The sequence below is a fragment of the Kribbella polygonati genome (genome assembly GCF_050320105.1).
Classification (GTDB): domain Bacteria; phylum Actinomycetota; class Actinomycetes; order Propionibacteriales; family Kribbellaceae; genus Kribbella.
In genome coordinates, this window is record NZ_CP190129.1 from 6,308,144 (window position 1) to 6,334,453 (window position 26,310).

Below are 26,310 nucleotides of genomic sequence, written 5' to 3' on the forward strand. Positions count from 1 at the left end.
GAACCGGACAGGGCGGTCTCATGCGACCAGGTGTGGCGCGGCGGGCGGCGCCCTAGGGTCGTCGGGTATGGGTGACTTCAACGGTCTCGACGTACATCTCGGCAATCTGGCGCGGCTGTCGTCCGCGCGGTCCTACTCGATCAGCGCGGAGAACCCGGACGGCGCCAAGGCCGGCGGCGCACGGGCGACCGAGGGCGTGCTGTCCCGGCAGGCGCGCGATCTCGGCCCGGGCTGGAAGATGCAGCCCTGCATCAACCTCGCACCGGAGTCGACCACGACGCTCGCGGAGATCGACGGCGCGGGCGCGATCACGCACCTCTGGATCACCGTCGACTCGAAGACATGGCGTTCGCTGGTTCTGCGGATGTACTGGGACGGCGAGGAGACGCCGTCGGTCGAGGTGCCGCTCGGCGACTTCTTCTGCAACGGCTGGGGCCGGCACTGCCAGGTCAGCTCGGTGCCGATCGCGGTGAACCCGAAGGGCGGGTTCAACAGCTACTGGCAGATGCCGTTCCGGGCCGGCGCCCGGATCACGATCGAGAACCTGCTGGAGACCGAGATCGAGGGCTTCTTCTACCAGGTCGACTTCGTCCGTACCGAGGTCCCGGCGGACATGGCGTACTTCCACGCCCAGTTCCGCCGCTCGAACCCGGTCCCGTACGGCGAGGTGCACACGCTGCTCGACGGCGTCCGCGGCCAGGGGCAGTACGTCGGCACGTACCTCGCGTGGGGCTGCAACAACACCGGGTGGTGGGGCGAGGGCGAGTTCAAGTTCTACCTCGACGGCGACGACGAGTACCCGACGATCTGCGGCACCGGGACGGAGGACTACTTCGGCGGCGCGTGGGGGTTCGAGCACCCGGCCGGGCAGTACGCGACGTTCACGACGCCGTACCTCGGGATGCCGCAGGTGATCGAGCCGGACGGCTTCTTCGACAACCAGCAACGCTTCGGTCTCTACCGCTGGCACATCCAGGACACGATCCGCTTCACCGAAGACCTCCGCATCACCGTCCAGGCCCTCGGCTGGCGCCGCGACGGCCGCTTCCTCCAACTCCAGGACGACCTGGCCTCAACCTCGTACTGGTACCAAACCGAACCCCACGCCCCGTTCCCCACCCTCCCCACCAAGGACCACCTCGAGGTGGTCTAGCGGGACACCGGTGAGGTGGAGGTTGGGGTGGGTCCAGTCGTTGAGGATGGGGGTGTTGGTGAGGTGGGCGGACAGTTCGGCGCGGCTCAGTTCGAAGACGTGGGCGGCGTTGCCGGTGAGGTCGACGACCGTCTGCATGAGGTGGCTGACCTGGGCGGTCCAGAGGGCGTCGTCGGCGGCGAGGTGGTCGGGGCGGATGAGGAGCAGGTCGACGTCGCTGTCCAGGTCGCCGTCGGCGCGGGCGATGGCGCCGTACAGGCTGGCGTGGACCGGTGGGAGGTGCCAGCTGGTGAGCTCGGCGGCGAGATGGGTGGTCAGCGTGCCGCGGAGGTTCGCGAGTTGCTCGACGATCGGGGCGAGCAGGTGTTTGCGGTTGAGGCGGTACAGCAGCGAGTTGCCGAAGTCGTCGCCGTGGACCAGGCCGGTCGCGGCCAGGCGCTGGAGGACGAGCCGTACGCCGGCGACGCTGCCAGTACCGGCGAGTTTGTGGATCTGACGACCCGACAGGCCTTCCTCGGCGGCGGCCAGCACGAGCAGCACCGGCCCGTCGAGTGACGGTACGACGGTGCTGATCGGGCGCGCGAGGTCCACCGCAGCACCTTAGTGACGATCGGCACTCGCTCCGCAATCACACTGACGGCTCAGGGTCCACTCAGGATCGCGTACGTACGTTCGCGGGTATGGAGCGCCGTACAGTCCTGCGATCGGCACTGCTGGCACTAGGCACGGGCGCGTTGGCGGACTGCTCGAGCACCGAGCAGACCAAGGCCCCTCCAGCCTCGGCGCAATCGTCCGCTTCGCCCCCGCCCGTCACAACGACGAAGCCGAAGCAGCGGCCGAAGCCCGTGCCGCCGACCGAGGCCGTCGAGATCGGGCACGGCCCGCGGACGATGCCGCGGGTGGCGCTGACGTTCCACGGCAACGGTGATCCGGCACTCGGCACCAAACTGCTCGACCTCGTCGAACACGCCGGCGCCAAGGTCAGCGTGCTCGCGGTCGGCACGTGGCTGGTCGCGCATCCGGAGATGGCGACCCGGGTCCTCCAGGGCGGGCACGACCTCGGGAACCACACGATGCACCACAAGCCGATGCGCAAGCTCGCCGCGGCCGACGCCCACCGCGAGGTCCACGACTGCGCGGCGGTGTTACGCCGTACGGCGAAGTCGCAAGGGCGCTGGTTCCGCGCCTCGGGAACCCAGCAGACCACGCCGCTGATCCGCTCGGCGGCGGCCGCGTCCGGCTACGCTGCCTGTGTGTCGTACGACGTCGACGGCCTCGACTGGGAGGATCCGCCTGCCGCGACCGTCGTGAAGGCGGTCCTGGACGGCGCGCGCCCGGGTTCGATCGTCAGCCTGCACCTCGGCCACCCGGTGACGCTCAGCGCGCTGCCGCAGATCCTCTCCGGCCTACATGCCAAGCACCTCACCCCGGTCACCTTGAGCGAACTGCTGCGATGAAACGTGCCGTTGCCCTGAGCATGGTTCTGCTGCTGGCCGCCGGTGGTTGTTCCGGCAACAACCACACCGACATCTCGACCACGCCGGCGCCCTCGTCGACGCTGGTTCCGACGCAGGGTCCGCACGTCACGCCGGCCGCGAAGAACACCCTGCTCCCCGGGATGCCGCGGCCGCTGTCGCCCACCGACGTCTGGGCCGCCGACCGTCCGGGCATGTTCGCCGCCTCCGTACGCCGGTTCCCGGAGCGCATCTACGTACCGAACAGCGGCAGCAACACCGTGACCGAGATCGATCCGCGCACGTACAAGGTGATCCGTACGTTCCGGACCGGTCGCGAGCCGCAGCACGTCGTACCGTCGTGGGATCTGAAGACGCTGTGGGTGAACAACGACCTCGGCAACAGCCTGACCCCGATCAACCCGCTGACCGGCATACCGGGGAAGGCTGTCGCCGTCCACGACCCGTACAACCTGTACTTCACGCCGGACGGCAAGCACGCGGTCGTGATGGCGTCGAACGACAAGCAACTGGTCTTCCGCGATCCGCACACGATGGCGGTACAGAAGACGGTGCCCGTCCCGTGCGCCGGGGTGAACCACGCGGACTTCACCGCGGACGGTACGTCGTTCCTGGTGTCCTGCGAGTTCTCCGCCGACCTGCTCGTGGTCGACACGGCCGCGGAGAAGGTGACGCAGGTGGTGCACCTGCCCATGCGCCGGCGGATGGGCATGCCGATGCCCCAGGACGTGAAGCTGTCGCCGAACGGGCGGTTCTACTTCGTCGCGGACATGGTCAGCAACGGGATCTGGGTCCTGAACGCACGACCGCCGGTCGCGATCAAGGCGTTCATCCCGACCGGCAAGGGCGCGCACGGGCTCTACGTCACCCGGAACTCGCGGTACCTGCTCATCACGAACCGCGGCGAGGGGTCGATCTCGCTGCTCGACTTCCGGACCCGCAAGGTGGTGCGGAAGATCAAGATCACCGGCGGTGGCAGCCCCGACATGGGCGGGTTGTCGCCGGACGGCCTGGTGTTCTGGGTGTCCGGCCGGTACAACTCGGTGGTCTACGCGATCCGGTTGAGCGACGGCAAGCTGCTGGCGAAGATCCGCGTCGGCAAGGGACCGCACGGCCTGGCGGTTTATCCACAGCCTGGGCGGTACTCGCTCGGGCATACGGGAGTGTTCCGCTAGAGGCCTCGGGCGTTGGCGCGGGGGCCTGGGGTCGACGTGCGGAGTTCGGTCGTGAAGGCGTAGCGGTCGCCGCGGTACACGGCCGACGTGTACTCGAAGACGCGGTCGCGGCTGTCGAAGCTGATGCCGTGCAGGGCGAGGCACGGCTGGGTGGTCGGGATGTCCAGCCAGCCGGCCGTCTTCGCGTCCGGCATCATCGGCTCGAGCCGGGAGGTCCCGCTCACCACGTCGATGCCGTAGCGGGTGGTCAGCAGGTCGTACAGCGAGCCGTTCAGGTCCTCGGCGCGCAGCCCCGGGACGTACGCCGCCGGCAGCGTGGTGCGCTCCACCACCATCGGGTGGTCGTCGGCCAGCCGCAGCCGGGTGAAGGCGATGATCGGGTCGCCGACCGGGATCCGCAGCCGCCGCGCCGCGGCCCGCTCGGCCTTCTGGTGCCGGAACTCCAGCATCGTGCTGCCCGGCCGCATCCCGCGCCGCCGGATGTCCTCGGAGAACCCGATCATCCCGAGCCAGCGCGCCACCTTCGGCCGGGTCGTGTACGTGCCGCTGCCGTGCCGGCGTACCAGCAGCTCCTCGATCACCAGCTCGTCGACGGCCCGCCGGAGCGTCATCCGGGCGACGTTCCAGCGGGCGGCGAGCTCGCGCTCGGGCGGCAGCGCGGCACCTTCCGGCAGCGTGTCGATCAGACTCAGCAGCAACGCCCGGATCTCGGCGGCCTTCCCCGGCAGCGAACCATGCATCTCACCTGAGTAGCACCGCCCGGACCACCCCCGAAAGCCTTTAGACCTCCGTTGAACAGACCACCCGGAGCGAAAAACAAGCATGCTTGATTCTTTTTCCCCGGAGTGGGAGGCTCGGCTGCATCGATCCCCGGCGAGGGAGTGCGGCGTGCGAGTGGACGAGGTACTGGCCGATCTGTCGGTCGAGAGTGCTGAACTGGATCGGCTGGTCGGCGGGCTGGCGGCGGACAAGTGGTCTACTCCGACGCCCGCGCCGGGGTGGACGATCGCGCACCAGATCGGGCATCTCGCCTGGACCGACGAGGCCGCGCGGCTGGCCGCCACCGATCCGGAGGGTTTCAAGGCGTCGTTGCAGGTCGCGGCGGCGAGTCCGGCGACGTACGTCGACGACGGGGCCGCGGAGACTGCCGCGCTGCCGCCCGACCAGCTGCTGACGTACTGGCGGGAGACGCGGGCCGCGGTCGTGGAGGCGTTGCGGAAGGTGCCGGACGGGGCGAAGGTGCTCTGGTACGGGCCGCCGATGAGTCCGACGTCGATGGCGACGGCGCGGTTGATGGAGACATGGGCGCACGGGCAGGACGTGTTCGACGCCCTCGGCGTACGGCGGCAGCCGAGCAACCGGCTGCGGCATGTCGCGCATCTGGCGGTGCGGACTCGGGACTTCGCTTACCTGCTGAACAACCGTCAGCCACCCGCGGAGGCGTTCCGGGTGGAGCTGACCGGGCCCGATGGTGAGGTGTGGGCGTTCGGTCCCGAGGACGCCGCGCAGCGGGTGGTCGGACCGGCGCTCGACTTCTGTTTGCTGGCCACGCAGCGGCGGAATCGCGCCGACCTGTCGGTACGAGCCGCGGGGGCCGACGCCGAGGAGTGGCTGGGGATCATCCAGGCGTTCGCCGGGTTGCCCGGGAAGGGCCGCGAGGCGGGGCACCATGACTGAGCCGCTGCGGGTCGGGAATGCCTCTGGGTTCTACGGGGATCGGTTCACAGCCGTGCAGGAGATGCTGACTGGCGGGCCGTTGGACGTACTCACGGGTGACTATCTGGCTGAGCTGACGATGCTGATTCTCGGGCGGGATCGGCTGAAGGATCCGGGGCTGGGGTACGCGAAGACGTTCCTCAAGCAGCTGGAGCACGGGTTGGGGGAGGCGCTCGATCGGGGTGTTCGCATTGTCAGTAATGCGGGTGGCTTGAACCCCGCAGGGCTGGCGGCGGCGATCTCCGGACTGGCTGACCGGTTGGGGTTGCATCCGAACGTTGCGTACGTCGAAGGCGACGATCTCCTGCCTAGGACTGTGGAGTTGGGGTTAGGTCAGCCGCTGACGGCTAACGCTTACCTTGGGGCATGGGGGATTGCTGAGGCGATCCAAGCCGGTGCTGATGTCGTGGTGACGGGGCGGGTGACCGACGCCTCGGTGATCGTCGGGCCGGCGGCGGCGCACCACGGGTGGCAGCGGACGCAGTACGACGAACTCGCCGGCGCGGTCGCGGCGGGGCACGTGATCGAGTGCGGCTGCCAGGCGACCGGCGGGAACTACGCGTTCTTCACCGAGATCCGCGACTTCGGGCGGCCCGGCTTCCCGATCGCGGAGATCCACGCGGACGGCAGCAGCGTGATCACCAAGCACGACGGCACCGGCGGCGCGGTCACGATCGACACGGTCAAGGCGCAACTGCTGTACGAGATCACCGGCGCCCGGTACGCCGGTCCGGACGTCACCACCCGGCTCGACACGATCGAGCTGACCGCGGACGGTCCCGACCGGGTCCGGATCTCCGGCGTCCGCGGCGAGGCCCCGCCACCGACGTACAAGGTGTCACTGAACAGCGTCGGCGGCTTCCGCAACGAGGTCGACTTCGTCCTCACCGGACTGCAGCTGGAGCAGAAGGCGGAGCTCGTCCAGAAACAACTGGAGCAGGCCCTCCCGAAGCGCCCGGCCGAGCTGAAGTGGTCGCTCGCCTGGACCGAGAAACCGAACGCCGACACCGAGGAGGAGGCGAGCGTCTTCCTCCGCTGCGCGGTGAAGGACCCGGACCCGAAGGTCGTCGGGCGCGCGTTCAGCAGCGCGGCCGTGGAGCTGGCGCTGGCGAGCTACCCCGGGTTCCACGTGACCGCGCCGCCCGGTGAGGGTTCGCCGTACGGCGTGTTCCGGGCCGGGTACGTCGACATCCACGACGTCGAGCACGTCGTCGTACTGCCGGACGGGACCCGGAAGGTCGTCGCACCGGCGGCCGAGACGCTACCGCTCGCGCCGGTCGACGGCATCGAGGAGCCGATGCCGTTGCTGCAACTGTCGAGCGGACCGCCGCGGACCCGCGAGGTGCCGCTCGGCCGGATCGCCGGGGCGCGGTCGGGGGACAAGGGCGGCGACGCGAACGTCGGGGTCTGGGTACGGGACGAGAAGGCTTGGCGGTGGCTCGCCCATACGCTCACGGTGCCGCTGTTCCAGGAGTTGCTGCCGGAGACGCGGGCGCTGACGGTGACGCGGTACTTGCTGCCGAACTTGTGGGCGGTGAACTTCGTCGTCGAGGGGTTGCTCGGCGAGGGGGTGGCGGCGCAGGCCCGGTTCGACCCGCAGGCGAAGGCGGTCGCGGAGTGGCTGCGGTCGCGGTACGTCGACGTACCGGAGGTGCTGCTGTGAACGACTTCCGGGAGTCGGTACGGCGGTTCATGGCGGCGGAGGTGCTGCCTTCGTTGGACCAGTGGGAGCGTTCCGGCGAGCTGCCGCGGGAGCTGCACAAGAAGGCCGGCGCTTTGGGGTTGCTCGGCGTCGGGTTCCCGGAGGCTGTCGGCGGTGGCGGCGGTTCCCTCCTGGACGCGATCGCGGTCGTCGAGGAGATGCACTACACGGGCGGCTCCGGCGGTCTGGTCGCCTCCCTCCTCACCTGCGGGATCGCACTTCCCCACATCATTGCTGGGGGCAACGAACAGCACATCGAGCGGTGGGTTCGTCCGACCTTGGACGGTGAGCTGATCGGGGCGCTGGCGATCACGGAGCCTGGTGGTGGGTCCGATGTGGCGTCGCTTCGTACGACGGCACGGCGCGAAGGTGATGTGTTTGTGGTGAACGGTTCCAAGACGTTCATCACCTCCGGATGCCGGGCGGACTTTGTCACTACTGCGGTCCGTACTGATGGCCCGGGACCGCACGGGATCAGCTTGCTGGTGATCGAGAAGGGTGCGGCTGGTTTCGAGGTGTCGCGGAAGCTGGAGAAGATGGGGTGGTTGTGCTCGGACACGGCTGAGCTGTCGTTCACGGATGTTCGCGTGCCGGTCGGGAATCTGGTGGGGGCCCAGGGATCCGGTTTTGTGCAGCTCGCGGTGAACTTCGTGGCTGAGCGATTGACGTTGGCGGTGCAGGCGTATGCGGGGGCGCAGCGGGCGCTCGATCTCACGGTCGCCTGGTGTCGCGACCGGGAGACGTTCGGCCGGCCGTTGATCTCGCGGCAGACGGTGCAACACACGTTGACCGAGATGGCTCGGCGGATCTCCGTTGCGCGGGTCTACGTGCACGAGGTCGCGCGGCGGGCGGCCGCGGGCGAGGACGTGATCGCCGAAACCTGCTTCGCGAAGAACACCGCCGTCGAGGCCGGCCAATGGGTCTGCGACCAGGCCCTCCAACTCCACGGCGGCCTCGGCTACATGCGAGACATCGAGGTCGAACGCCAGTACCGCGACCAGAAAATCCTCGCCATCGGCGGCGGCACCACCGAAATCCTCACCACCCTCGCCTCCAAACGACTGGGGTACACCACATGAGCATCCCCCACCCCACCCCCACACCACCCGCGGTGCGAACCACACCATCCGCACCCACCCTCGCACCCGTGCTCACGCTGCGCACCAAACCACCCGAACTCGCACGCGCATTCGCCCCCGTACCCGCCCCCGCACGCACGCTCGCCCCCGCACTGCACACCACACCATCTGCACCCGCCCCGCCGCACCCCGCACGACCCCCACTCGCCGTGCACACAACACCGTCCGCACCCGCCCCCGCGCTGCACACCAAACCACCCACCGCCGCACCCGCACTCGCCCCGGCACTCACCCTGCACGCCACACCATCCGCCCACGCGCTGCACACCAAACCACCCGCACCTGCACCCGCAGGGTGCTTCTTTCCGTCTGCGGGTGCGGGGCGACGGGGAGCGGGCGCATGAGCAACCGGGAAGTGATGTTGGAGAAGCTTGCTGCGCTCGACACCGAGCACGAGAAGGCGCTGGCTGGGGGTGGGGCGAAGTATGTCGAGCGGCATCACCAGCGGGGGAAGTTGCTGGCGCGGGAGCGGATCGAACTGTTGCTTGATCCGGACTCGTACTTTCTCGAGCTTTCGCCGCTCGCCGGCTGGGGGTCCGACTTCACCGTCGGGGCCAGCTTGGTGACTGGGATCGGGGTGGTCGAGGGTGTCGAGTGCCTGATCACGGCGAACGACCCGACGGTGAAGGGTGGCGCCAGCAACCCCTGGACGTTGAAGAAGGCGTTGCGCTCGGACGAGATCGCACGGGCCAACCGGCTGCCGGTGATCAGTCTGGTCGAGTCCGGTGGTGCGGATCTGCCGACGCAGAAGGAGATCTTCATCCCGGGCGGCGCGATGTTCCGGAACCTGACCCGGCTGTCCGCGGAAGGCATCCCGACGATCGCGCTGGTGTTCGGCAACTCGACCGCGGGCGGCGCGTACATCCCGGGCATGAGCGACTACGTCGTGATGGTCGACGGCGGCGCAAAGGTGTTCCTCGCGGGACCGCCGTTGGTGAAGATGGCGACCGGGGAGGACGCCGACGACGAGTCGCTCGGGGGTGCCTCGATGCACGCCCGGCAGTCCGGGCTGGCAGACTACTTCGCGGTCGACGAGCAGGACGCGATCCGGCTCGGCCGGCAGATCGTGTCCCGCCTGAACTGGCGGAAGGCCGGCCCCGCGCCGAGTACGACGTACGCCGAACCGCTGCACGACGCCGACGACCTGCTGGACATCGTCCCGGGCGACCTGAAGATCCCGTTCGATCCGCGGGACGTGATCGCCCGGGTGGTGGACGGCTCGGTGTTCGACGAGTTCAAGCCGCTGTACGGCGCGTCGCTGGCGACCGGGTGGGCGTCCGTGCACGGGTACCCGGTCGGCATCCTCGCGAACGCGCGCGGGGTCCTGTTCAGCGAGGAGTCGCAGAAGGCGGCGCAGTTCATCCAGCTCGCGAACCGGGCGAACACGCCGCTGATCTTCCTGCACAACACGACCGGGTACATGGTCGGGCAGGAGTACGAGCAGGGCGGGATCATCAAGCACGGCGCGCAGATGATCAACGCGGTCTCGAACTCCAAGGTCCCGCACATCTCGATCCTGATGGGCGCGTCGTACGGCGCCGGCCACTACGGGATGTGCGGGCGGGCGTTCGACCCGCGCTTCCTCTTCGCGTGGCCGTCGGCGAAGTCCGCGGTGATGGGCCCGCAGCAGCTCGCCGGCGTCCTGTCGATCGTCGCGCGGGCGGCCGCGCAGGCGAAGGGCATGCCGTACGACGAGGACGGCGACCAGCAGATGCGCGCATACGTCGAGGGTCAGATCGAGGCGGAGTCGCTGCCGATGTTCCTGTCCGGCCGGCTGTACGACGACGGCGTGATCGACCCGCGGGACACCCGCACCGTCCTCGGCATCTGCCTGTCCGCCATCCATTCCGCCCCGGTCGAAGGCACGTCGTCCTTCGGCGTGTTCAGGATGTGACGCCGATGATTTCCGCTGTGCTGGTGGCCAATCGGGGCGAGATCGCCCGCCGCGTCTTCCGGACCGCCCGGGCGCTCGGACTGTCGACGGTGGCCGTGTACTCGACGGCTGACGCGCGGATGCCGTACGTCGACGAGGCAGATGCCGGCGTACACCTGCCGGGGAACGCGCCGGCGGAGACGTACCTGCGGGCCGACCTGATCGTGGCGGCGGCGCTGCGGGCCGGGGCGGACGCCGTACATCCGGGGTACGGGTTCCTGTCGGAGAACGCGGGGTTCGCGCGGGCGGTGATCGACGCGGGGCTGACGTGGATCGGGCCGCCGGTGGACGCGATCTCGTCGATGGGGTCGAAGATCGAGGCGAAGAAGCTGATGGCGGCGGCCGGGGTGCCGGTGCTGGCCGAGCTCACGCCGGCCGAGGTTTCTGCCGCCGACCTGCCGGTGCTGGTGAAGGCGTCGACCGGTGGTGGTGGGCGCGGGATGCGGGTGGTGTCGCGGCTGGAGGACCTGGCCGGGGAGATCGAGGCGGCGTCGGCGGAGGCGCTGTCGGCGTTCGGGGACGGGACGGTGTTCTGCGAGCGGTATCTGGCGAGCGGGCGGCATGTCGAAGTGCAGGTCATGGCGGATCAGCACGGGACGATCTGGGCCGTCGGGGAGCGCGAGTGCTCGATCCAGCGGCGGCACCAGAAGGTGGTGGAGGAGGCGCCGTCGCCGCTGGTCGAGCGGATTCCGTCGATGCGGCCCGCGTTGTTCGATGCGGCGCGGAAGGCGGCGGCGGCGATCGGGTACGTCGGCGCCGGGACGGTCGAGTTCCTGGCGGACGAGAACGGGAACTTCTACTTCCTCGAGATGAACACGCGCCTGCAGGTGGAGCATCCGGTGACCGAGGAGACGACCGGTCTGGATCTGGTCGAACTTCAGTTTGCCGTCGCGGCGGGCGAGCACCTACCGCCCGCACCACCGCAAGCGTCCGGCCACGCGATCGAGGTCCGGCTGTACGCCGAGGACCCGCTGAACAACTGGCAACCGCAGACCGGTGTCCTGCAGCGGTTCGAGGTTCGCGGAACAAGTTCGCCGCCTGGTGCGGGAAATGTTCCGCAAACCCTTCGTGTCGATGCCGGTGTCGAGTCGGGTTCGGAGGTTTCGCCGTACTACGACCCGATGCTGGCCAAGGTGATCGCGCACGGGTCCTCGCGGACGGCGGTGGCGCGACGGCTGGCCGGCGTACTGGAGCGCGCGGCGATCCACGGGGTCGGCACCAACCGCGACCTGCTGGCGTGGATCCTGCGCCATCCGGCGTTCCTCGCGGGCGAGACCGATACGGCGTTCTTCGAAACGTACGGCGTCGGCGCGCCGGTGGACGCGGACGTGGTGCGGGTGTCGGCGCTCGCCGCGGCGTTGGCGGATGCCGCGGGGCGGCGTACTCCGGTGCGGGTGCCGAGCGGGTGGCGGAACCTCCCGTCGCAACCCCAGCGGAAGAGCTATCGGTGCGGCGATGACGTGGTCGAGGTCGAGTACCGGACGACGCGGGACGGACTGGTCGTCGACGGCGACGTTGCGCTGATTTCGCAGGACTGTGAGCGGGTCGTGCTCGAGGTGGACGGTGTGCGCAGGGTGTTCGAGGTGGCGACGTACGGCGGGAGCACGCCGGCGTCGGCCGGGCTGGTTTGTGTGGACTCGGCGCTCGGCAGCGTCACGCTGACCCCGGTGGGGCGGTTCACCGATCCGGCGCAGCAGGTGGCGGCGGGGTCGTTGGTCGCGCCAATGCCGGGGACCGTGGTCCGGGTTGGTGTGCAGGTGGGTGACGTGGTGACGCAAGGGCAGCCGTTGGTGTGGTTGGAGGCGATGAAGATGGAGCATCTGATCGCCGCACCCGTGGACGGCGTGGTCGGTGAACTGAAGGTGACGGCGGGACAGCAGGTCGAGGTCGGCGCCGTACTGGCCGTGGTGGGAGAGGACGCATGAGTTTCGTCGAATCGGAAGAGCGCCGGGAGCTGCGGAAGGTCGTCGCGGAGCTCGGCAAGAAGTACGGCTACGAGTGGTTCAACCGGCAGGCCCGTTCCGGCGGGAGCACCGCCGAGCTGTGGCTGGAGGCCGGCAAGCTCGGCTTCCTCGGCGTGAATCTCCCAGAACGGTACGGCGGCGGAGGCGGCGGGATGGCCGACCTGTCGATCGTGCTGGAGGAGCTCGGCGCGGCCGGCTGCCCGTTGCTGATGATGGTGGTCTCGCCGTCGATCTGCGGCACGGTGATCTCCCGCTTCGGCACCGACGACCAGAAGCAGCGCTGGCTGCCGGGGCTCGCCGACGGTACGACGATCATGGCGTTCGCGATCACCGAACCCGACGCCGGCTCGAACTCGCACCAGATCACCACCACCGCCCGCCGTACCGACGACGGCTGGTCGCTGTCCGGGCGCAAGGTCTTCATCTCCGGCCTCGACGTCGCGAAGGCGGTCCTGGTCGTCGGCCGCACCGAGGACGCACGGACCGGCAAGCTCAAGCCGGCGCTGTTCATCGTCCCGGTCGACGCGCCGGGCGTGGAGTTCCGGCAGATCGAGATGGACCTGATCAGCCCGGACAAGCAGTACGCGTTGTTCCTGGACGACGTACGGCTCCCGCGCGAGGCCCTGGTCGGATCCGAGGACGCGGCGCTGATGCAGCTGTTCGCGGGCCTGAACCCGGAGCGGATCATGGCGTCCGCGTTCGCGCTCGGGATCGCCCGGCACGCGCTCGGCAAGGCGACGGCGTACGTCAAGGAACGCCAGGTGTGGAAGCACCCGATCGGCGCGCACCAGGGACTCGCGCACCCGCTCGCGCAGATCAAGATCGAGCTCGAACTGGCCCGGCTGATGATGCAGAAGGCGGCCGCCCTGTACGACGCGGGCGACGACATGGGCGCCGGCGAGGCCGCGAACATGGCGAAGTACGCCGCCGGCGAGGTCGCCGTCCGCGCCACCGACCAGGCCGTGCAATCCCTCGGCGGGAACGGTATGACGGTCGAGTACGGCGTCGCCTCCCTGGTCGCCGCCGCCCGCGCGACCCGGATCGCCCCGGTGAGCCGGGAGATGATCCTGAACTTCGTCGCACAACACAGCCTCGGGTTGCCGAAGTCGTACTAGGAGGAGTGGGGCCATGATCATCACCAGCCAGTTCCCGCCCGTCGAGGTGCTCGACGTACCGATCCACGACGCCGTTCTCGGCAGAGCCCAGGAGTACGGCGACCGGCCCGCGATGGTCGACGGCGTCACCGGCAAGACACTGACCTACGCGGAGCTGGACCACCTGACCCGCCGGGTCGCGGCCGGTCTCGCCGAGCTCGGCGTCCGGCACGGGGACGTGATCGCGCTCTACAGCCCGAACTCGATCCTCTACCCGGTGGTGTTCTACGGCGCGACCCGGGCCGGCGCGACCGTGACCACGGTGAACGCGCTGTACACGGCGGACGAGTTGCACAAGCAGTTGATCGACTCGAAGGCGAAGTTGCTGGTGACGATTTCGCTGTTCCTGCCGGCCGCGACGGCGGCGGTCGAGGGGACTGGCGTCGAGCAGATCTTCGTCTGCGACCAGGCCGAGGGGTATCGCTCGATCCAGGAGCTGTTCGCGTCGACCGGCCCGGAGCCGGTGGTGCAGATCGACCCGGCCTCGGACGTCGCGGTGCTGCCGTACTCGAGCGGGACCACCGGCGCGGCCAAGGGCGTGATGCTCACGCATCGGAACATCGCGACGAACATCTCGCAGGCCGAGGTGATGATCACGCTCGGCGACGAGGAGCGGATCATCGCGATTCTCCCGTTCTTCCACATCTACGGGCTGTCGGTGTTGATGAACCTGCCGCTGCGGCTCGGCGCGACGGTCGTCGTACTGCCCAAGTTCGACCTGCAGCAGTTCCTCACCACGCTGGACGAGCAGCGGATCACCCGGGCGTTCGTGGCCCCGCCCGTCGTACTCGCGTTGGCGAAACACCCGGCGGTGGACGGCGTCGACCTGTCCGCGTTGAAGTACGTGACCTCGGCCGCGGCGCCGCTCGACGGCGAGCTGGCCGCGGCGTGCGCGAAGCGCCTCGGGTTGCACGCCGTACTCCAGGCGTACGGGATGACGGAGCTGTCGCCCGGGACGCACGCCGTACCGCAGGACGACCCGGAGCCACCGGCGGGTGCGGTCGGGAAGCTGTTCCCGTCCACCGAGATGCGGCTGGTCGGTGCCGATGGCAACGATGCGGACGAGGGCGAGATCTGGATCCGCGGGCCGCAGGTGATGAAGGGGTACCTCGGGCGACCGGCCGACACCGACGCCACCGTCGACGCGGACGGGTGGCTGCACACCGGCGACATCGGACGGGTCGACGAACGCGGCTACCTGTACGTCGTGGACCGGGTGAAGGAGCTGATCAAGTACCACGGGTACCAGGTGCCGCCCGCGGAGCTGGAGGCCGTGCTGCTCACCGACGAAAGGATCGCGGACGCGGCCGTGATCGGGGTCGACGCGGACGGGACCGAAGTACCCAAGGCGTTCGTGGTCCCGATGCCGGGGGTGTCGCTGACCGCCGATGAGGTGATGGAGTACGTCGCCTCGCGGGTGGCGCCGTACAAGAAGGTGCGGCAGGTCGAGTTCATCGACGCGGTGCCGAAGGCGGCGTCCGGGAAGATCCTCCGGCGGGAGCTGCGGGCCCGTGAGTGACGTACTGAAGGCGCCACAGCAGGACCGTTCGCGGGCGACCCGGCAGCGGCTGCTGGAGGCCGCGGTCGAGTCGCTCGCCGAGGTCGGGTACGCCGCGACCACGGTGAGCGTGGTCGCGACGCGGGCCGGGGTGTCGCGGGGGGCGGCGCAGCATCACTTCCCGACGCGGGCGGATCTGTTCGCGGCGGCGGTCGAGTACATGACCGAGGTACGACTGGCGGAGATCCGGGCGCAGGCTGCCGCGTTGCCGAGCGGGGCGGGGCGGACCGAGGCGATCGTGGGGATGCTCGCGGATGTGTACACCGGGCCGTTGTTCCGGGCCGCGTTGCACTTGTGGGTGGCGGCGTCGACCGAGGACGCGTTGCGGGCGCAGATCGTGCGGCTGGAGGCGCATGTGGGACGGCAGGCGCACCGGGCGTTGCTGGAGGTGTTGGAGGTGAGCGAGCGGACGCCCGGGGTGCGGGAGACCGTGCAAGGGGTGCTGGACCTGGCGCGCGGGCTCGGGCTGGCGGATCTGCTGACCGACGACAGCGCGCGCCGCAAGGGCATCGTCCGGCAGTGGAGCCGGATCCTCGATCAGGCGCTGCGCGAACCCGCCGCGTGACCGACGCCGCGCTCCGCGATCCGGCGGTCGACCTTCGCGGCGAGCTCGTCGGGCGTGCATTCGGCCAGGTGGTCGCGGACGAGCAGATGGATGAACGCGTACTGGCTCCGGCCGGTGCGTGCCAGTACGTATCGGTCCGCGGCGTACTGCAGGAACGCTCGGCGCCGCCACGACAGGTAGCCGGTCCACCGCAGCAGCAGGCCGTGCAGCCAACGCGACAACGGGCCGGCCAGCACAGGTGGTCGCCGACGCCACGCCTTCGCGGCGACAGCTCCCACCACGACCCCTGCGGCTGCTTCCAGCTGCGGTGACGATAGATCGGCTCCGAGCAGTACTGCGATCAAGAACGCAGCCACTGCACCGCCAGCGACCCACAGGTCCATCCGCCAGGTGTCACCGACCTCAGCCGCGGGCAGGTGGTCCGTCGGCAACGACTTGACCATCCGGATGCCCTGAGCAACCAGCAGTCCGATAGCCACACCAGAAACGAACGGCCCGGCGTCACCGAGACTCAACACGACCCAGCTCGCCACCACGACCGCTAACAGCCGCACTCCCAGTAGCAACCGCCGCCGGTTGTCGTGAAAGACGATCAGCTCGACCCCATAGGCGCCAGCAACCAGCGCGGCCTCGACAGCAAGAGCCACCTTGGCCGTCAGCAACTCCACCAGCCCCAGCGCAGCACCCGTCACCGCAACCGCACCGGCCGTGCCTGTCAGCAGCACAACCGCATAGAGCAGGAGCTGCCGCGGCCCAGTCCCGGCAAGCTTCTGCCACGGATGCGGCAGCAGATGGACGAGCACCAGCGCCGCACCGGCAACAGCCAGCCCGGCGAGTGCGCCGTACTGCGCAACCATCACCAACGTCGCGCCCGCGCTGAGCGCTCCGAACAGGGCCGGCAGGCAGACCGCATGCGTCAGGTAGTCGACCTCAGGCAGTGCCAGCCCGTACCAGCCGTCCGGCGTCATCCACCGCGGAACGGCGGTCCGGTCGCCGGCCCTGCTCCGGGTCCACCACGCCAGACACCACAGGCGCCGTACGGCGGTCTTGGCGTCGTACTGTCTGCCGATCTTGCGGTTGCGGGCGAGGACCTCGCAGATGAACGTGTCGAAGAGCTCACGCCGCAGGTCGGCGACCCCGCCCGCGGCGACGTCCTCCGGCGCGCGGCCCTGGTACGCAAGCGTCATCACGTTCAGCATCAGCGGTGAGCTGATCAGGTCCCACAGCTCGTCGTCCTGCTCGATCGCGGCCCGCGCACCGTCCAATACCGGGCCGACGGCGGCGAAGTAGTCGAGCACCTGCTGCCTCGACAGCGGTCTGATGTGGACGGCGCCGTACAGGCTGAGCCGGCGCGGCAGGCGCTCGTAGTCGTGTGTCCGGCAGGTGACCGCGAGCTGGTTGACCCGGTAGTTGTGGCGGAGCTCCTCCAGGACCGGTTCGAGCTTGGGGCGGTCCGGCTCGGCGATCTCGTCGAGTCCGTCGAGCAGCAACGCCAGCCGGCCGGCCCGCAACCACGTCCGGCCGACACCGGGCGGGATCCGGTAGCGGTCGTTCAGCTCGTACAGCAGCCACTGGACGAAGCCCGCGAGCAATGCGCTGTCGTTGGGGTCGTCGTCGGTGCGGTGCGACGTCTGGGTGCTCCAGCCGGCCAGGTCGACCACGACCGGGATCGGCTGCTGCTCGTCCGTCTGCGCCTGAGCCGACAGTCGGCGGGCCAGGTTGAGCAGCATCGTGGTCTTGCCCGCACCGGGCGCGCCGAGGATCAGCATGCTGTCCTCGAGGTTGTCGAACACGGTCGCGATGTCGGTGCCGTCCGGGATCCGGGTGGGCGGCTTGTCCAACGGATGTACGAGCAGGTCGAACGGGCGGACCGCGTCCGGCTCCCCGTCCAGCGCGAGCGCGACCCGGGTCCGCGCGGCGAGCGAGCCGGCGCGGCGTTCGGACAGGTACCGGTCGACCTGGAGCAGCGCGTTCTGCCGGTTCCGCGGCTGGTCGGCGGTCCGGTTCGAGATCCGCGGCTGCCGGCGGTTCCGAACCTCGAGCAGCGCCGTACCGACCGCGACCACCCAGAGCACGCCGATCGCCGGCCACACCAGGCCGACGTACGGCTCGAGGAACGCGGGCGCGGTGCCGCCGGTGCCGACGTTGATCGCGATCGGGAGGAGTACGACGGTCAGCGACACGGTCACCACGAGTACGGCGCCGCTCACGAAAGACCGCATCCTCACCCCCGGAGCGTAACGGCCGGTGAGCCGACCGTCCCCGCGGTCCGGCAGGCGATCTCCGGATGCGGGAATGCCTGCCCGTTCACAGAGATTGTTGACCAATATGACTACTGAGCGGATCGACCGGACGAGTGTGGGGCTTCGGTCGGAACGGGGCCCGATCCTGCTCGCGGTGATGCTGAGCGTCGGCCTGGTCGCGATCGACGCGACGATCCTGGCCACCGCCGTACCGTCCGTGGTCGCGGACCTCGGCGGGTTCACCCAGTTCCCGTGGCTGTTCTCGATCTACCTGCTCGCCCAGGCCGTGTCGGTGCCGATCTACGGCAAGCTCGCCGACCAGCGCGGGCGGAAGCCGATGATGCTGCTCGGAGTCGGGCTGTTCCTGCTCGGGTCGGTGCTGTGCGGGTTCGCCTGGAGCATGCCGGCGCTGATCGCGTTCCGGCTGATCCAGGGGCTCGGCGCGGGCGCCATCCAGCCGATCGGGATGACGATCATCGGCGACATCTACACGGTCGCGGAGCGCGCCAAGGTCCAGGGGTACGTCGCCAGCGTCTGGGGCATCTCGTCGTTCGTCGGGCCGACCCTCGGCGGCGTCTTCTCGGACTACATCTCCTGGCGGTGGATCTTCTTCGTGAACATCCCGCTCGGGATCGCGGCCGCCTGGGTGCTGGTCCGCCGGTTCGAGGAGAAGGTCGCGGACAAGAAGGGCCACACGATCGACTACGCCGGCGCGGTATTGCTCGCGGCCGGTGGTTCGCTGCTGCTGCTCGGGCTGCTCGAGGGCGGCGTGATGTGGGACTGGGGATCGGTGCGGAGCATCGTGATCCTGGCGGCGGCCGTCGTACTGCTGGTCGCCTTCGTCCTCGTCGAGCGGCGGGCGGCGGAGCCGATCCTGCCGTTGTGGGTGCTCGGCCAGCGGGTGCTGAACTCGGCGAACTCGGCCGCGCTGCTGATCGGGCTGCTGATGATCGGGCTGTCGACGTACGTGCCGCTGTTCGCGCAGAGCGTCCTCGGTACGTCGGCGTTGGTCGCGGGGTTCACGCTCGCCGCGATGACGCTCGGGTGGCCGATCGCGGCGTCGTTCGCGGGGCGGATCTACCTGCGGGTCGGGTTCCGGACGACGATGCTGATGGGGGCGGTGATCGTCGTACTCGGCTCCGGCATCCTGCTCACGGTCGGCCCGCACAGCTCCGTCCTGCACCTCGCCCTGGCCTGCTTCGTGATCGGCATCGGGCTCGGCTTCTCCGCCTCGCCGTCGGTGGTCGCGGCGCAGTCCTCGGTCGACTGGCAGACTCGCGGCGTGGTGACTGGCGCGAACATGTTCGCCCGCTCGGTCGGCAGCGCCGTCGGCGTGGCGGTCTTCGGTGCCGTCGCGAACGGCGTCGTCGCCGCCCACCTCGGCGACAACCACGCCGACCTTGAGAAGGTCCCGGCCGGCGTCCTCGCTCCGGCGGTCCACGACGTCTACTACGGCGCCGCCGCGGCCGCACTCCTCCTGGTCGTCGCCGTCGTCTTCATGCCGAACCGGATCACCGAGCGACCGCTCCGGTAGCTAGGTTGGCTGCATGCGTGCCGTCGACTGTGTTGGGGCCCTGATCCGGGACGAAGAGCATCGCGTCTATCTGCAGCGCCGTACCGCGGAGCGACGGTTGCTGCCGGGGATCTGGGACATCGTCGGCGGGCACCTCGAGCCCGGGGAGACGCCCGAACAGGCGCTCGTCCGGGAGGTCGAGGAGGAGACCGGGTGGAAGGTCCGCGACATCGTCCGGACCGTGGCGGACTGGGAATGGGAGTGGGAAGGGCGGGTACGCCGGGAGGTCGACTACCTGGTCACCGTCGACGGTGACCTCACCCGCCCGCGACTCGAAGCCGGCAAGCACGACCGGTCCGCCTGGGCGGGACCCGACGACCTCGACCTCCTGATGGTCAACCGCACCGACGGCGACCGCCGCCTGCGGGACCTGGTCGCCCACGCCGTCCGCACCCGCTTCACCGACCGCCTCCGGCTCGAACCCATCACCGGACCGAACGGGGTCCTTCCCGGACATGCGGCGGACCTGGAGCGGATCTTCGCGGACCCGTGGGTGTCGCGGTGGTACGACCTCACCCTGACACCGGAGCAGGCCGCAGCCCAGGCCGCGAAACACCAGGCCGACTGGGACCGCGACGGCGCCGGCAAGTGGATCGCGTACGACCGCACAACCGGCGCCCTGGCCGGCCGCGGCGGCCTCTCCCGCATCCCCGCCGCCACCCCGACCGCCGAGGCGATCACCGCCCTGGTCGGCCCCGACTGGGCAACCGACCGCCTGGAACTCGGCTGGGCGCTGATCGAGCCGGCCCGCGGCCAAGGCCTCGCCACCGAACTCGGCCGCGCCGGCCTCACCTACGCCTTCACCACCCTGAAAGCATCCGCGGTCATCGCCTTCACCGAACAGTCCAACACCACCTCCCAAGCCGTCATGCAACGCCTCGGCATGACCTACGCCGGCCCCATCCACGCCGAAGGCTGGTCCGCCGACGCCTCCGAGGTACAACCGCACGCTCCCTTCGCCGTCTACGTCGCCAACCACGCAACCCGAGCGCAGGAGGTCGACGAGGTCGTCGGCGACGCCGTGCGATGGGCGGCGGAACAGGCGGACATCCGCGGTATGGCGATGGTCGGCTCGTGGGCGCGAGGCACGGCGCGGATGGCGTCCGACCTGGACGTGATCGTGCTGACCGACGTACCGGAGCGGTACCTCGGGAACGACGACTGGCTCGAGGCGTTCGGCGCGGTGAACGTCGTACGCCGGCAGCAGTGGGGACCGCACCTGACCGAGGTCCGGCTCCAGCGGGCCTCCGGGCTGGAGGTCGAGGTCGGCATCACGGCGACCGCCTGGGCCGCGACCGACCCGGTCGACCCCGGCACGCGCCGCGTGCTGACAGACGGCGTACGCGTCCTCCACGATCCCGAGCAGTTGCTCGCCGCTCTGGTCCGGGCCTGCACCGAAACGGACATCTAGCGGTCCAAGGCGGTCATGAAGCGGGTAAGGAGGGTTGCGAAGGTCTGCTGGTCGGTGGGGGTCCAGTCGTGCATGGCGGCGGCGAAGTGGGTGCGGCGGTGGGTGTGGGCGGCGTCCAGTTGGGCTTGGCCGGCGGGGGTGAGGACGAGGTTTGTGCGGCGGCCGTCAGCTTGGTCGGCTTCGCGGCGGATCAGGCCTGCCTTGACGGCGGCGGCGACGAGTTTGCTGGCGCGGGGTTGGTCGACGCCCAGGGCGGTGGCGATCGCGTTCACGCCGAGGGGGGTGGGGGCGGCGGCTTCGATGGCGTCGAGGACGTCCTGGGTCGGCGTACCGGCCTGAGGGGCGAGGGTACGGCGGGTTTGGCGGCGGCGGATTGTGATCATCGCGGCCTCGACCGCGGCGACCGGGTCGGGGTTGTCCATGTCCAGCTCCAACTATATGCTCATTGACATGTATATGTCGGATGACAACAAGCCTATCGGCTGGTGGCTGAAGGAGGTCGACCGGCTACTGGAGGCGTCGTTCGAGCAGCTGCTCACCGAGGAGGGCCTGACCCGCCGGCAGTGGCAGGCGCTGAACGCGGCCGCGGGCGGCCAGACGGTCGCGGCGGCACTGGCGCCGTTCCTGAGCGGCGACCCGGCCGAGCTCGCCGCGGTGACGAATCCGCTGGTCGAGCGCGAGTGGCTGACCGGCGACGAGCTGACGGCGGCCGGGTCGCGTGCCCTGGCGGACCTGACGATCAAGGTCCGGGCGCAACGCCGCAGGATCACGGCGGGCATCTCCACCGAGGAGTACCTGGCCACCGTCGACGTCCTCCGACGGATGGCGGGCAACCTCAGCTAAGGGGCTCCGGGTGTGACCGCCCAGGCGCGGCGGTCACACTCGGAGCCGGCCACCTCAAGGGGGAGGTTCCCGGTGAGGTGTCGGGAGCCTCCGGTGTCCTACCGCCCAGGACACTCGGCCCTGCCTGACCCGAGGTGTCGGTCAGGAGGTGGTTGGAACGGCTGGGCGGCGGCGATACAGGGAACTCAACCGCCAAGCCCAGCCGGGTCGGTGGGCGGCGCGGTCCGGAGTTGAGGAGTACTCCGGACCGCACCTGGGTTTCGTCCGGGGCTGAGGAGTGCCCCGAACCTTCCAGCGCCGGCCCTGGACGTGAGGAGACCCCAGGGTCAGCATCACCAGGTCTGAGGAGGACCCGGCAGCATCGGGTGTTTCAGTCGGTGGAGTCGAGCGGACCGAGCAGGTCGTTGGTGACCTTGAGACCGGCGAAACGGCGCCGCATCGCCTGTTCGTAGCGGGCCGCCAGCGGCGCGTCCGCGACGTACTGCGCGATCACGTGCTCGCCGAACCAGACCCGGACTCTGCGCCGGTGCTGTCTCGACGTCATTTCCGCGATGGTCACAACCTCTCACCCCGTAACTCTCAGGCCTTGCAACCAGTTGGACTTACTGGTTGTCATGGCAGTAATGGTGCACGAGCCCAACGTGACCGCTCTAGGACCTGGACCGGACCTTTGCCGGACCTCTTCCGGTCCTCTCGCGGACATCTGGGGGACAGCACCTTGTCGTGGGGCACAAGTCGAGACAACGTCTGACTGACGTGAACGGGAGGAACGATGGCGGGTAGGTACGCGCCAAAGACGGTCCTGGCGCACCTGATCCAGCGCCGGAACCAGACCTACTCCGAGATCGTCGCCGAGTTCGTCGAGCTGGGTGGAACCATCACCGAGCGGCACCTGCGGCGGCTCGCATCGGGCGAGCGCGCAGGGACCACTCCTCAGACCCGGCGCACCCTGCAACGCATGTTCGGCAAGCCGGTCGAGGAACTTCTCTCGCCGTACGTCGCCGAACCGGCCGCCCAGGTGGTGCCGGCACCTGCCGCGAGTGGACGGATCACGACAGGTAACGAGATGGAGGTTCTCGACATGGCTGCCAGCCGAGCAAGGGCGTTCGCCCTTGCGGCCCAGTCCGGTCTCGGAAGCGAGGCCATGGAACAGGTGTACGACGACGTACGCCACGCCGCCCAGGCGTACCCACAGCGCCCATTGCCGGAGATCCTCGGCCAGCTGGTCGAGACCCAGGACCTGGTGTTCGGTCTGCTGGAGAGCCGGCAACGCCCGGAGAACCACCGCCAGCTGTACTTCCTGGCCGGTGTCACCGGTGGGCTGCTCGCGAAGGCCTCCCACGACCTCGGCAACCCGCACGCCGCCCTGACCCAGGCGCGGACCGCCTTCATGTGTGCCGACAACGCCGATCACCACGGGCTGCGCGCCTGGGTGCGCGGCCTCCAGTCGCTGGTCTCCTACTGGGCCGGCAACCCCCACGACTCGGTGCGCTACGCCCAGCTCGGCGCCGGTTACGCCGCGCAGGCGAACAGCACCACCAGCGTCTGGCTCCCGGTCAGCGAGGCCCGCGCCTGGGCCGCGCTCGGCAACCCGGAGGCCACCCGCGCCGCGCTCGAGCGCGCCGAGGAGGCGTGGAACTCGGTGCACAACGACGACCTGGACGACATGGGCGGCCTCTGCACCTTCGGCCGCAACCGCCAGCTGTACTACGCCGCCGACGCGCTCGCGCAGCTCCCCGGCGAGGTCGAGCAGGCCCAGCGGTACTCCAGCCAGGCCGTCGACGCGTACACCGATCAGAACCACCCGGAGTGGGCCTTCGGCGACGCCGCCGGCAGCCACGCCGCGATGGCGATCACCCGGATCGCGAGCGGTGAGCTGGACGGTGCCGCGGACGCCCTCGCCCCGGTGCTGACGCTGCCCACCGAGCGCCGGATCAACGGTGTCGTGAACTCGGCCCGCCGGGTCCACCAGGCGCTGCGGCAGTCGGGCCGGGCGGACGACGCACGCGAGCTCCAGGAGGAGATCGAGTCCTTCACCCGGACTCCGATGCAGTCCTTCCCCCGGTAGCCTGCGCCAATGGAGCTCAGCGGACAGCTGACTGTGTTGCGCGAATTCCGGTCCTCGGACCTCGACGACTACCTGGCCGTCGCCGGTGACGACCGGGTGACGACCTGGATGGCGTTCGACAGCTACGACCGGGCCAAGGCCGAGCAGAACCTGGCCGGTATCGTCCAGCGGTCGGCGCAGCAGGACCGGCCCGACTACATGCTCGCGGTCACCCGGCCGGACGACGACCGGGTGATCGGGTTCGGCCGGATCGCGCCGAGCGGGCCGTGGGCGGCCAAGCTCGGCTACGCGATCGGCGCCGACCACTGGGGGCACGGGTACGCGACCGACGCGGCCCGGGCCCTCTTGCAGTTCGCCTTCGGGCAGCTCGGCCGGCACCGGGTGACGGCCGCGATCGGCCCGGAGAACGAGGCCTCGATCGCGGTGGTGAAGCGGATCGGCTTCACCTACGAGGGCCAACTGCGCGACCACGTGTTCACCAACGGCGCCTGGCGCGATTCGCGCCTCTACTCGCTGCTGGACGACGAGTACGACGCCTGAGCAACACTGGTGCCATGATCGAACCGCTGCGGGACGGGCTTGCCCGGATGATCCTGACGAAGGTCGCCGGGCCGGATCCGCAGGCTGAGCGGGACCGGGTGCACAGCACGCCGGGGCCGCGCTGGTTCGCGCCGGACCGGCCGATCCGGCGGGTGCACGGTGACGCGTCGATGTTCGCCGGCGGTCTGCGGGCGCTCCTGCTGCAGTCGCTGCACCCGCTCGCGATGGCCGCGGTCGCGGCGCACTCCGGGTACCGGGGCGACCCGTGGGGACGGCTGCGGCGGACCAGCTACTTCCTGGCGATCACGACGTACGGCGCGATTCCGGACGCGGAGGAGGCGATCGCGCGGGTCCGGGCGGTGCACGAGCGGGTGCGCGGGACCAGTCCGGACGGGGTGAAGTACCGGGCGTCGGACCCGCACCTGCTGAAGTGGGTGCACGTGGCGGAGGTGGACAGCTTCCTCGCGGCGCACCAGCGGTACGGCGCGCATCCGCTGACCGCGGCGGAGCAGGACCTGTACGTCGAGGACGCGGCGCTCGTGGCGGAGCGGCTGGGCGTGATCGACCCGCCCACCACGCTCGCCGAGGTGCGACAGCTGCTCAAGGAGTACCAGCCCGAGCTCCGCGGTACGACGGAAGCTCGCCAGGCGGCCCGCTTCATCCTGGTACACCCGCCCGTCCCGTGGGCCGCGCGGCCGGCGTACGGCGTACTGACCGCGGCCGCCGTCGGGCTGCTCCCGTGGTGGACCCGCCTGCCGCTGCGGCTCCCGTACCTCCCGCTGGCCGAGCAGACCGTCGTACGCGCGGCCGGTGACGGGCTCACCAGAACGATCCGCTGGGCGCTGGCGTCGCCAACACTGGCAGAAACCCCCGCATAGGGCCCTCCGCTTGTAGGTTGTTCTCGTGCCGCTGCGTCCTCATCGTCCGCTTCCCCTGGCTACGCCGGCGGGAATCGAGGTGCTGACCAAGATCCTGACCCAGGGGCCGATCCCACGGGTGGAGATCGCGCGTCGCACGGGGCTGTCGCAGGCGGCGGTGACGAAGGCGGTCGCGCCGCTGATCGAGACCGGGTTCGTCACGGACGCGCCGGTGGGCGAGGAGGGTCAGCTCGGGATCGGGCGGCCGGTCAGCCCGCTGACCGTCGTACCCAGCAGCGTGTCGGTGATCGGCGTCAAGGTCACGCCGACCAGCCTGATCGGGGTCACCACCGACTTCACCGCCGGAATCCTGAACGTGCGGCACGAGGAGCTGGACAGTACCGATCCGGAGGTGGTGATCGACCGCCTCGCGGACCATGTGAAAGCCCTGATCAGCGCGCTCAAGACCGGTACGGCGATGGCCGGCCCGCTGGCCGGGATCGGGATCGCGGTCTCGGGTGACGTCGACGCGACGCACGGTGTGGTCCGGGACTCGCCGCTGATGGGCTGGCGCGGCGTCCCGGTCGCGGAACTGCTCGGCAAGCGGATCCGGGTGCCGATCCTGGTGTCGAACGACGTACGGGCGCTGACCGTCGCCGAGCACTGGTTCGGTGCCGGGGTGAACGCGGACTCGTTCGCCGTGGTCACGATCGGCTCCGGCATCGGCTGCGGGCTCTACATCAACGGCGAGGTCGTCTCCGGCGCGTACGGCGTGTCCGGCGAACTCGGCCATCTGCCGTTGGCGCCGGGCGAGCTGGTGTGTACCTGTGGACGGCGCGGCTGTGTCGAGACGGTCGCCTCGTCGGACGCGATCCTCGCGCGGACGCGGGAGCGGACCGGGCGGCCGGAGCTGGATCTGGCCGGGGCGATCGAGCTGGCGCACGAGGGGAACCAGCAGGCGCGCGAGGCGTTCGACCGGGCCGGTGAGGTGATCGGCGCGGCGCTCGCGGCGATGGTGAACCTGGTCGGGCCGGAGCTGGTGATGATCGCCGGCGAGGGCGTGGCGGAGTACGCGCTGTACGAGGAGCGGATGCGGCGCGCGTTCGCGGAGCACGCGTTCGGCGCGGCCGGGGACTGCCGGCTGACGCTCCGCTCACACACGTTCGACGACTGGGCCCGCGGTGCGGCGGCCACCGTGATCCGCTCCTACGTCCGAGGCGAACCGCCGCTCCAACGGTGAC

At 69.9% G+C, this 26,310-nt stretch carries 23 protein-coding genes; 18 read left to right on the forward strand and 5 right to left on the reverse strand.

From position 1 onward, the window contains the following. The first annotated feature begins 67 nt into the window (after positions 1-67). The gene (locus ACQHIV_RS29910) at positions 68-1,153 is read left to right on the forward strand and encodes a glycoside hydrolase family 172 protein (protein ID WP_427887194.1); all 1,086 of its coding nucleotides are present in this window, start codon (positions 68-70) and stop codon (positions 1,151-1,153) included. On the opposite strand, the gene ACQHIV_RS29915 is transcribed toward ACQHIV_RS29910, so the two are convergent. Further along, the gene (locus ACQHIV_RS29915) at positions 1,073-1,744 is read right to left on the reverse strand and encodes a hypothetical protein (protein ID WP_427887195.1); all 672 of its coding nucleotides are present in this window, start codon (positions 1,742-1,744) and stop codon (positions 1,073-1,075) included. The genes ACQHIV_RS29910 and ACQHIV_RS29915 overlap by 81 nt on opposite strands. A gap of 89 nt (positions 1,745-1,833) precedes the next feature. Here ACQHIV_RS29915 and ACQHIV_RS29920 point away from each other — a divergent pair, with 89 nt between their 5' ends. Further along, positions 1,834-2,610 (forward strand): polysaccharide deacetylase family protein, encoded by a 777-nt coding sequence (locus ACQHIV_RS29920; protein WP_427887196.1) that lies wholly within the window; start codon positions 1,834-1,836, stop codon positions 2,608-2,610. Beyond that, positions 2,607-3,803, forward strand: a complete 1,197-nt coding sequence (locus ACQHIV_RS29925) for a YncE family protein (protein WP_427887197.1) — start codon at positions 2,607-2,609, stop codon at positions 3,801-3,803. Before ACQHIV_RS29920 ends, ACQHIV_RS29925 begins: the two co-directional genes overlap by 4 nt. Here the strand turns inward: ACQHIV_RS29925 and ACQHIV_RS29930 are convergent. After that, positions 3,800-4,543 carry a GntR family transcriptional regulator gene (locus ACQHIV_RS29930; RefSeq protein WP_427887198.1) on the reverse strand — a complete coding sequence of 248 codons (744 nt, stop codon included), beginning with the start codon at positions 4,541-4,543 and terminating at the stop codon, positions 3,800-3,802. The two genes, ACQHIV_RS29925 and ACQHIV_RS29930, sit on opposite strands and share 4 nt — an antisense overlap. A gap of 148 nt (positions 4,544-4,691) precedes the next feature. Between ACQHIV_RS29930 and ACQHIV_RS29935 the strand changes: the two genes are divergently transcribed. From ACQHIV_RS29935 to ACQHIV_RS29970, 8 genes are all read left to right on the forward strand, one after another. Further along, a complete protein-coding gene (locus tag ACQHIV_RS29935; RefSeq protein WP_427887199.1) occupies positions 4,692-5,480 on the forward strand; it encodes a TIGR03084 family metal-binding protein in 789 nt (262 codons plus the stop codon). Continuing rightward, entirely contained in the window at positions 5,473-7,182 is a 1,710-nt protein-coding gene (locus tag ACQHIV_RS29940; protein WP_427887200.1) for an acyclic terpene utilization AtuA family protein, read from the forward strand. The genes ACQHIV_RS29935 and ACQHIV_RS29940 overlap by 8 nt, the downstream gene beginning before the upstream one ends. Further along, positions 7,179-8,300 carry an acyl-CoA dehydrogenase family protein gene (locus ACQHIV_RS29945; protein WP_427887201.1) on the forward strand — a complete coding sequence of 374 codons (1,122 nt, stop codon included), beginning with the start codon at positions 7,179-7,181 and terminating at the stop codon, positions 8,298-8,300. The genes ACQHIV_RS29940 and ACQHIV_RS29945 overlap by 4 nt, the downstream gene beginning before the upstream one ends. Before the next feature lie 400 nt (positions 8,301-8,700). Next, entirely contained in the window at positions 8,701-10,254 is a 1,554-nt protein-coding gene (locus tag ACQHIV_RS29950; protein ID WP_427887202.1) for an acyl-CoA carboxylase subunit beta, read from the forward strand. 5 nt (positions 10,255-10,259) lie between these two features. Then, a complete protein-coding gene (locus tag ACQHIV_RS29955) occupies positions 10,260-12,218 on the forward strand; it encodes an acetyl/propionyl/methylcrotonyl-CoA carboxylase subunit alpha (RefSeq protein WP_427887203.1) in 1,959 nt (652 codons plus the stop codon). Continuing rightward, entirely contained in the window at positions 12,215-13,372 is a 1,158-nt protein-coding gene (locus ACQHIV_RS29960; protein WP_427887204.1) for an acyl-CoA dehydrogenase family protein, read from the forward strand. Before ACQHIV_RS29955 ends, ACQHIV_RS29960 begins: the two co-directional genes overlap by 4 nt. A 13-nt stretch (positions 13,373-13,385) precedes the next feature. Then, entirely contained in the window at positions 13,386-14,930 is a 1,545-nt protein-coding gene (locus ACQHIV_RS29965) for an AMP-binding protein (protein WP_427887205.1), read from the forward strand. Next, complete coding sequence (locus tag ACQHIV_RS29970; protein WP_427887206.1) at positions 14,923-15,534, forward strand: TetR/AcrR family transcriptional regulator; 612 nt, start codon at positions 14,923-14,925, stop codon at positions 15,532-15,534. The genes ACQHIV_RS29965 and ACQHIV_RS29970 overlap by 8 nt, the downstream gene beginning before the upstream one ends. Here the strand turns inward: ACQHIV_RS29970 and ACQHIV_RS29975 are convergent. Beyond that, the gene (locus ACQHIV_RS29975; RefSeq protein ID WP_427896594.1) at positions 15,507-17,756 is read right to left on the reverse strand and encodes an NACHT domain-containing protein; all 2,250 of its coding nucleotides are present in this window, start codon (positions 17,754-17,756) and stop codon (positions 15,507-15,509) included. The genes ACQHIV_RS29970 and ACQHIV_RS29975 overlap by 28 nt on opposite strands. Positions 17,757-17,862: 106 nt before the next feature. On the opposite strand from ACQHIV_RS29975, the gene ACQHIV_RS29980 reads away from it, so the two are divergent. Continuing rightward, positions 17,863-19,311, forward strand: coding sequence for an MDR family MFS transporter (locus ACQHIV_RS29980; RefSeq protein ID WP_427887207.1), 1,449 nt, complete (start codon positions 17,863-17,865; stop codon positions 19,309-19,311). 13 nt (positions 19,312-19,324) lie between these two features. After that, entirely contained in the window at positions 19,325-20,761 is a 1,437-nt protein-coding gene (locus ACQHIV_RS29985; RefSeq protein ID WP_427887208.1) for a GNAT family N-acetyltransferase, read from the forward strand. Here ACQHIV_RS29985 and ACQHIV_RS29990 read toward each other — a convergent pair. Then, positions 20,758-21,183: a MarR family winged helix-turn-helix transcriptional regulator gene (locus ACQHIV_RS29990; RefSeq protein WP_427887209.1), complete on the reverse strand. Its 426-nt coding sequence runs from the start codon at positions 21,181-21,183 to the stop codon at positions 20,758-20,760. The genes ACQHIV_RS29985 and ACQHIV_RS29990 overlap by 4 nt on opposite strands. Positions 21,184-21,211: 28 nt before the next feature. Between ACQHIV_RS29990 and ACQHIV_RS29995 the strand changes: the two genes are divergently transcribed. Further along, positions 21,212-21,604: a MarR family winged helix-turn-helix transcriptional regulator gene (locus ACQHIV_RS29995; RefSeq protein ID WP_427887210.1), complete on the forward strand. Its 393-nt coding sequence runs from the start codon at positions 21,212-21,214 to the stop codon at positions 21,602-21,604. A 370-nt stretch (positions 21,605-21,974) separates the two neighbouring features. On the opposite strand, the gene ACQHIV_RS30000 is transcribed toward ACQHIV_RS29995, so the two are convergent. Continuing rightward, complete coding sequence (locus ACQHIV_RS30000; protein WP_427887211.1) at positions 21,975-22,148, reverse strand: hypothetical protein; 174 nt, start codon at positions 22,146-22,148, stop codon at positions 21,975-21,977. A 228-nt stretch (positions 22,149-22,376) separates the two neighbouring features. Here ACQHIV_RS30000 and ACQHIV_RS30005 point away from each other — a divergent pair, with 228 nt between their 5' ends. From ACQHIV_RS30005 to ACQHIV_RS30020, 4 genes are read left to right on the forward strand one after another with little or no spacing between them, the layout of a single operon-like run. Beyond that, on the forward strand, positions 22,377-23,672 hold the full coding sequence (locus ACQHIV_RS30005) for an XRE family transcriptional regulator (RefSeq protein ID WP_427887212.1): 1,296 nt from the start codon (positions 22,377-22,379) through the stop codon (positions 23,670-23,672). A gap of 9 nt (positions 23,673-23,681) precedes the next feature. Continuing rightward, on the forward strand, positions 23,682-24,212 hold the full coding sequence (locus ACQHIV_RS30010) for a GNAT family N-acetyltransferase (protein ID WP_427887213.1): 531 nt from the start codon (positions 23,682-23,684) through the stop codon (positions 24,210-24,212). Between the two features lie 14 nt (positions 24,213-24,226). Next, positions 24,227-25,090, forward strand: coding sequence for an oxygenase MpaB family protein (locus ACQHIV_RS30015; RefSeq protein WP_427887214.1), 864 nt, complete (start codon positions 24,227-24,229; stop codon positions 25,088-25,090). A gap of 25 nt (positions 25,091-25,115) precedes the next feature. Then, positions 25,116-26,309, forward strand: a complete 1,194-nt coding sequence (locus tag ACQHIV_RS30020) for an ROK family transcriptional regulator (protein ID WP_427887215.1) — start codon at positions 25,116-25,118, stop codon at positions 26,307-26,309. Position 26,310 lies beyond the last annotated feature (1 nt).

Coding starts and splice junctions, on each gene's coding strand:
- ACQHIV_RS30000 (WP_427887211.1), bottom strand. CDS start 22,148: ATGACGTCGAGACAGCACCGGCGCAGAGTCCGGGTCTGGTTCGGCGAG.
- ACQHIV_RS29930 (WP_427887198.1), bottom strand. CDS start 4,543: ATGCATGGTTCGCTGCCGGGGAAGGCCGCCGAGATCCGGGCGTTGCTG.
- ACQHIV_RS29995 (WP_427887210.1), top strand. CDS start 21,212: ATGTATATGTCGGATGACAACAAGCCTATCGGCTGGTGGCTGAAGGAG.
- ACQHIV_RS30005 (WP_427887212.1), top strand. CDS start 22,377: ATGGCGGGTAGGTACGCGCCAAAGACGGTCCTGGCGCACCTGATCCAG.
- ACQHIV_RS29985 (WP_427887208.1), top strand. CDS start 19,325: ATGCGTGCCGTCGACTGTGTTGGGGCCCTGATCCGGGACGAAGAGCAT.
- ACQHIV_RS29920 (WP_427887196.1), top strand. CDS start 1,834: ATGGAGCGCCGTACAGTCCTGCGATCGGCACTGCTGGCACTAGGCACG.
- ACQHIV_RS29980 (WP_427887207.1), top strand. CDS start 17,863: ATGACTACTGAGCGGATCGACCGGACGAGTGTGGGGCTTCGGTCGGAA.
- ACQHIV_RS29955 (WP_427887203.1), top strand. CDS start 10,260: ATGATTTCCGCTGTGCTGGTGGCCAATCGGGGCGAGATCGCCCGCCGC.
- ACQHIV_RS29925 (WP_427887197.1), top strand. CDS start 2,607: ATGAAACGTGCCGTTGCCCTGAGCATGGTTCTGCTGCTGGCCGCCGGT.
- ACQHIV_RS29975 (WP_427896594.1), bottom strand. CDS start 17,756: ATGCGGTCTTTCGTGAGCGGCGCCGTACTCGTGGTGACCGTGTCGCTG.
- ACQHIV_RS29950 (WP_427887202.1), top strand. CDS start 8,701: ATGAGCAACCGGGAAGTGATGTTGGAGAAGCTTGCTGCGCTCGACACC.
- ACQHIV_RS29940 (WP_427887200.1), top strand. CDS start 5,473: ATGACTGAGCCGCTGCGGGTCGGGAATGCCTCTGGGTTCTACGGGGAT.
- ACQHIV_RS29965 (WP_427887205.1), top strand. CDS start 13,386: ATGATCATCACCAGCCAGTTCCCGCCCGTCGAGGTGCTCGACGTACCG.
- ACQHIV_RS29910 (WP_427887194.1), top strand. CDS start 68: ATGGGTGACTTCAACGGTCTCGACGTACATCTCGGCAATCTGGCGCGG.
- ACQHIV_RS29990 (WP_427887209.1), bottom strand. CDS start 21,183: ATGGACAACCCCGACCCGGTCGCCGCGGTCGAGGCCGCGATGATCACA.
- ACQHIV_RS30010 (WP_427887213.1), top strand. CDS start 23,682: ATGGAGCTCAGCGGACAGCTGACTGTGTTGCGCGAATTCCGGTCCTCG.
- ACQHIV_RS29960 (WP_427887204.1), top strand. CDS start 12,215: ATGAGTTTCGTCGAATCGGAAGAGCGCCGGGAGCTGCGGAAGGTCGTC.
- ACQHIV_RS30015 (WP_427887214.1), top strand. CDS start 24,227: ATGATCGAACCGCTGCGGGACGGGCTTGCCCGGATGATCCTGACGAAG.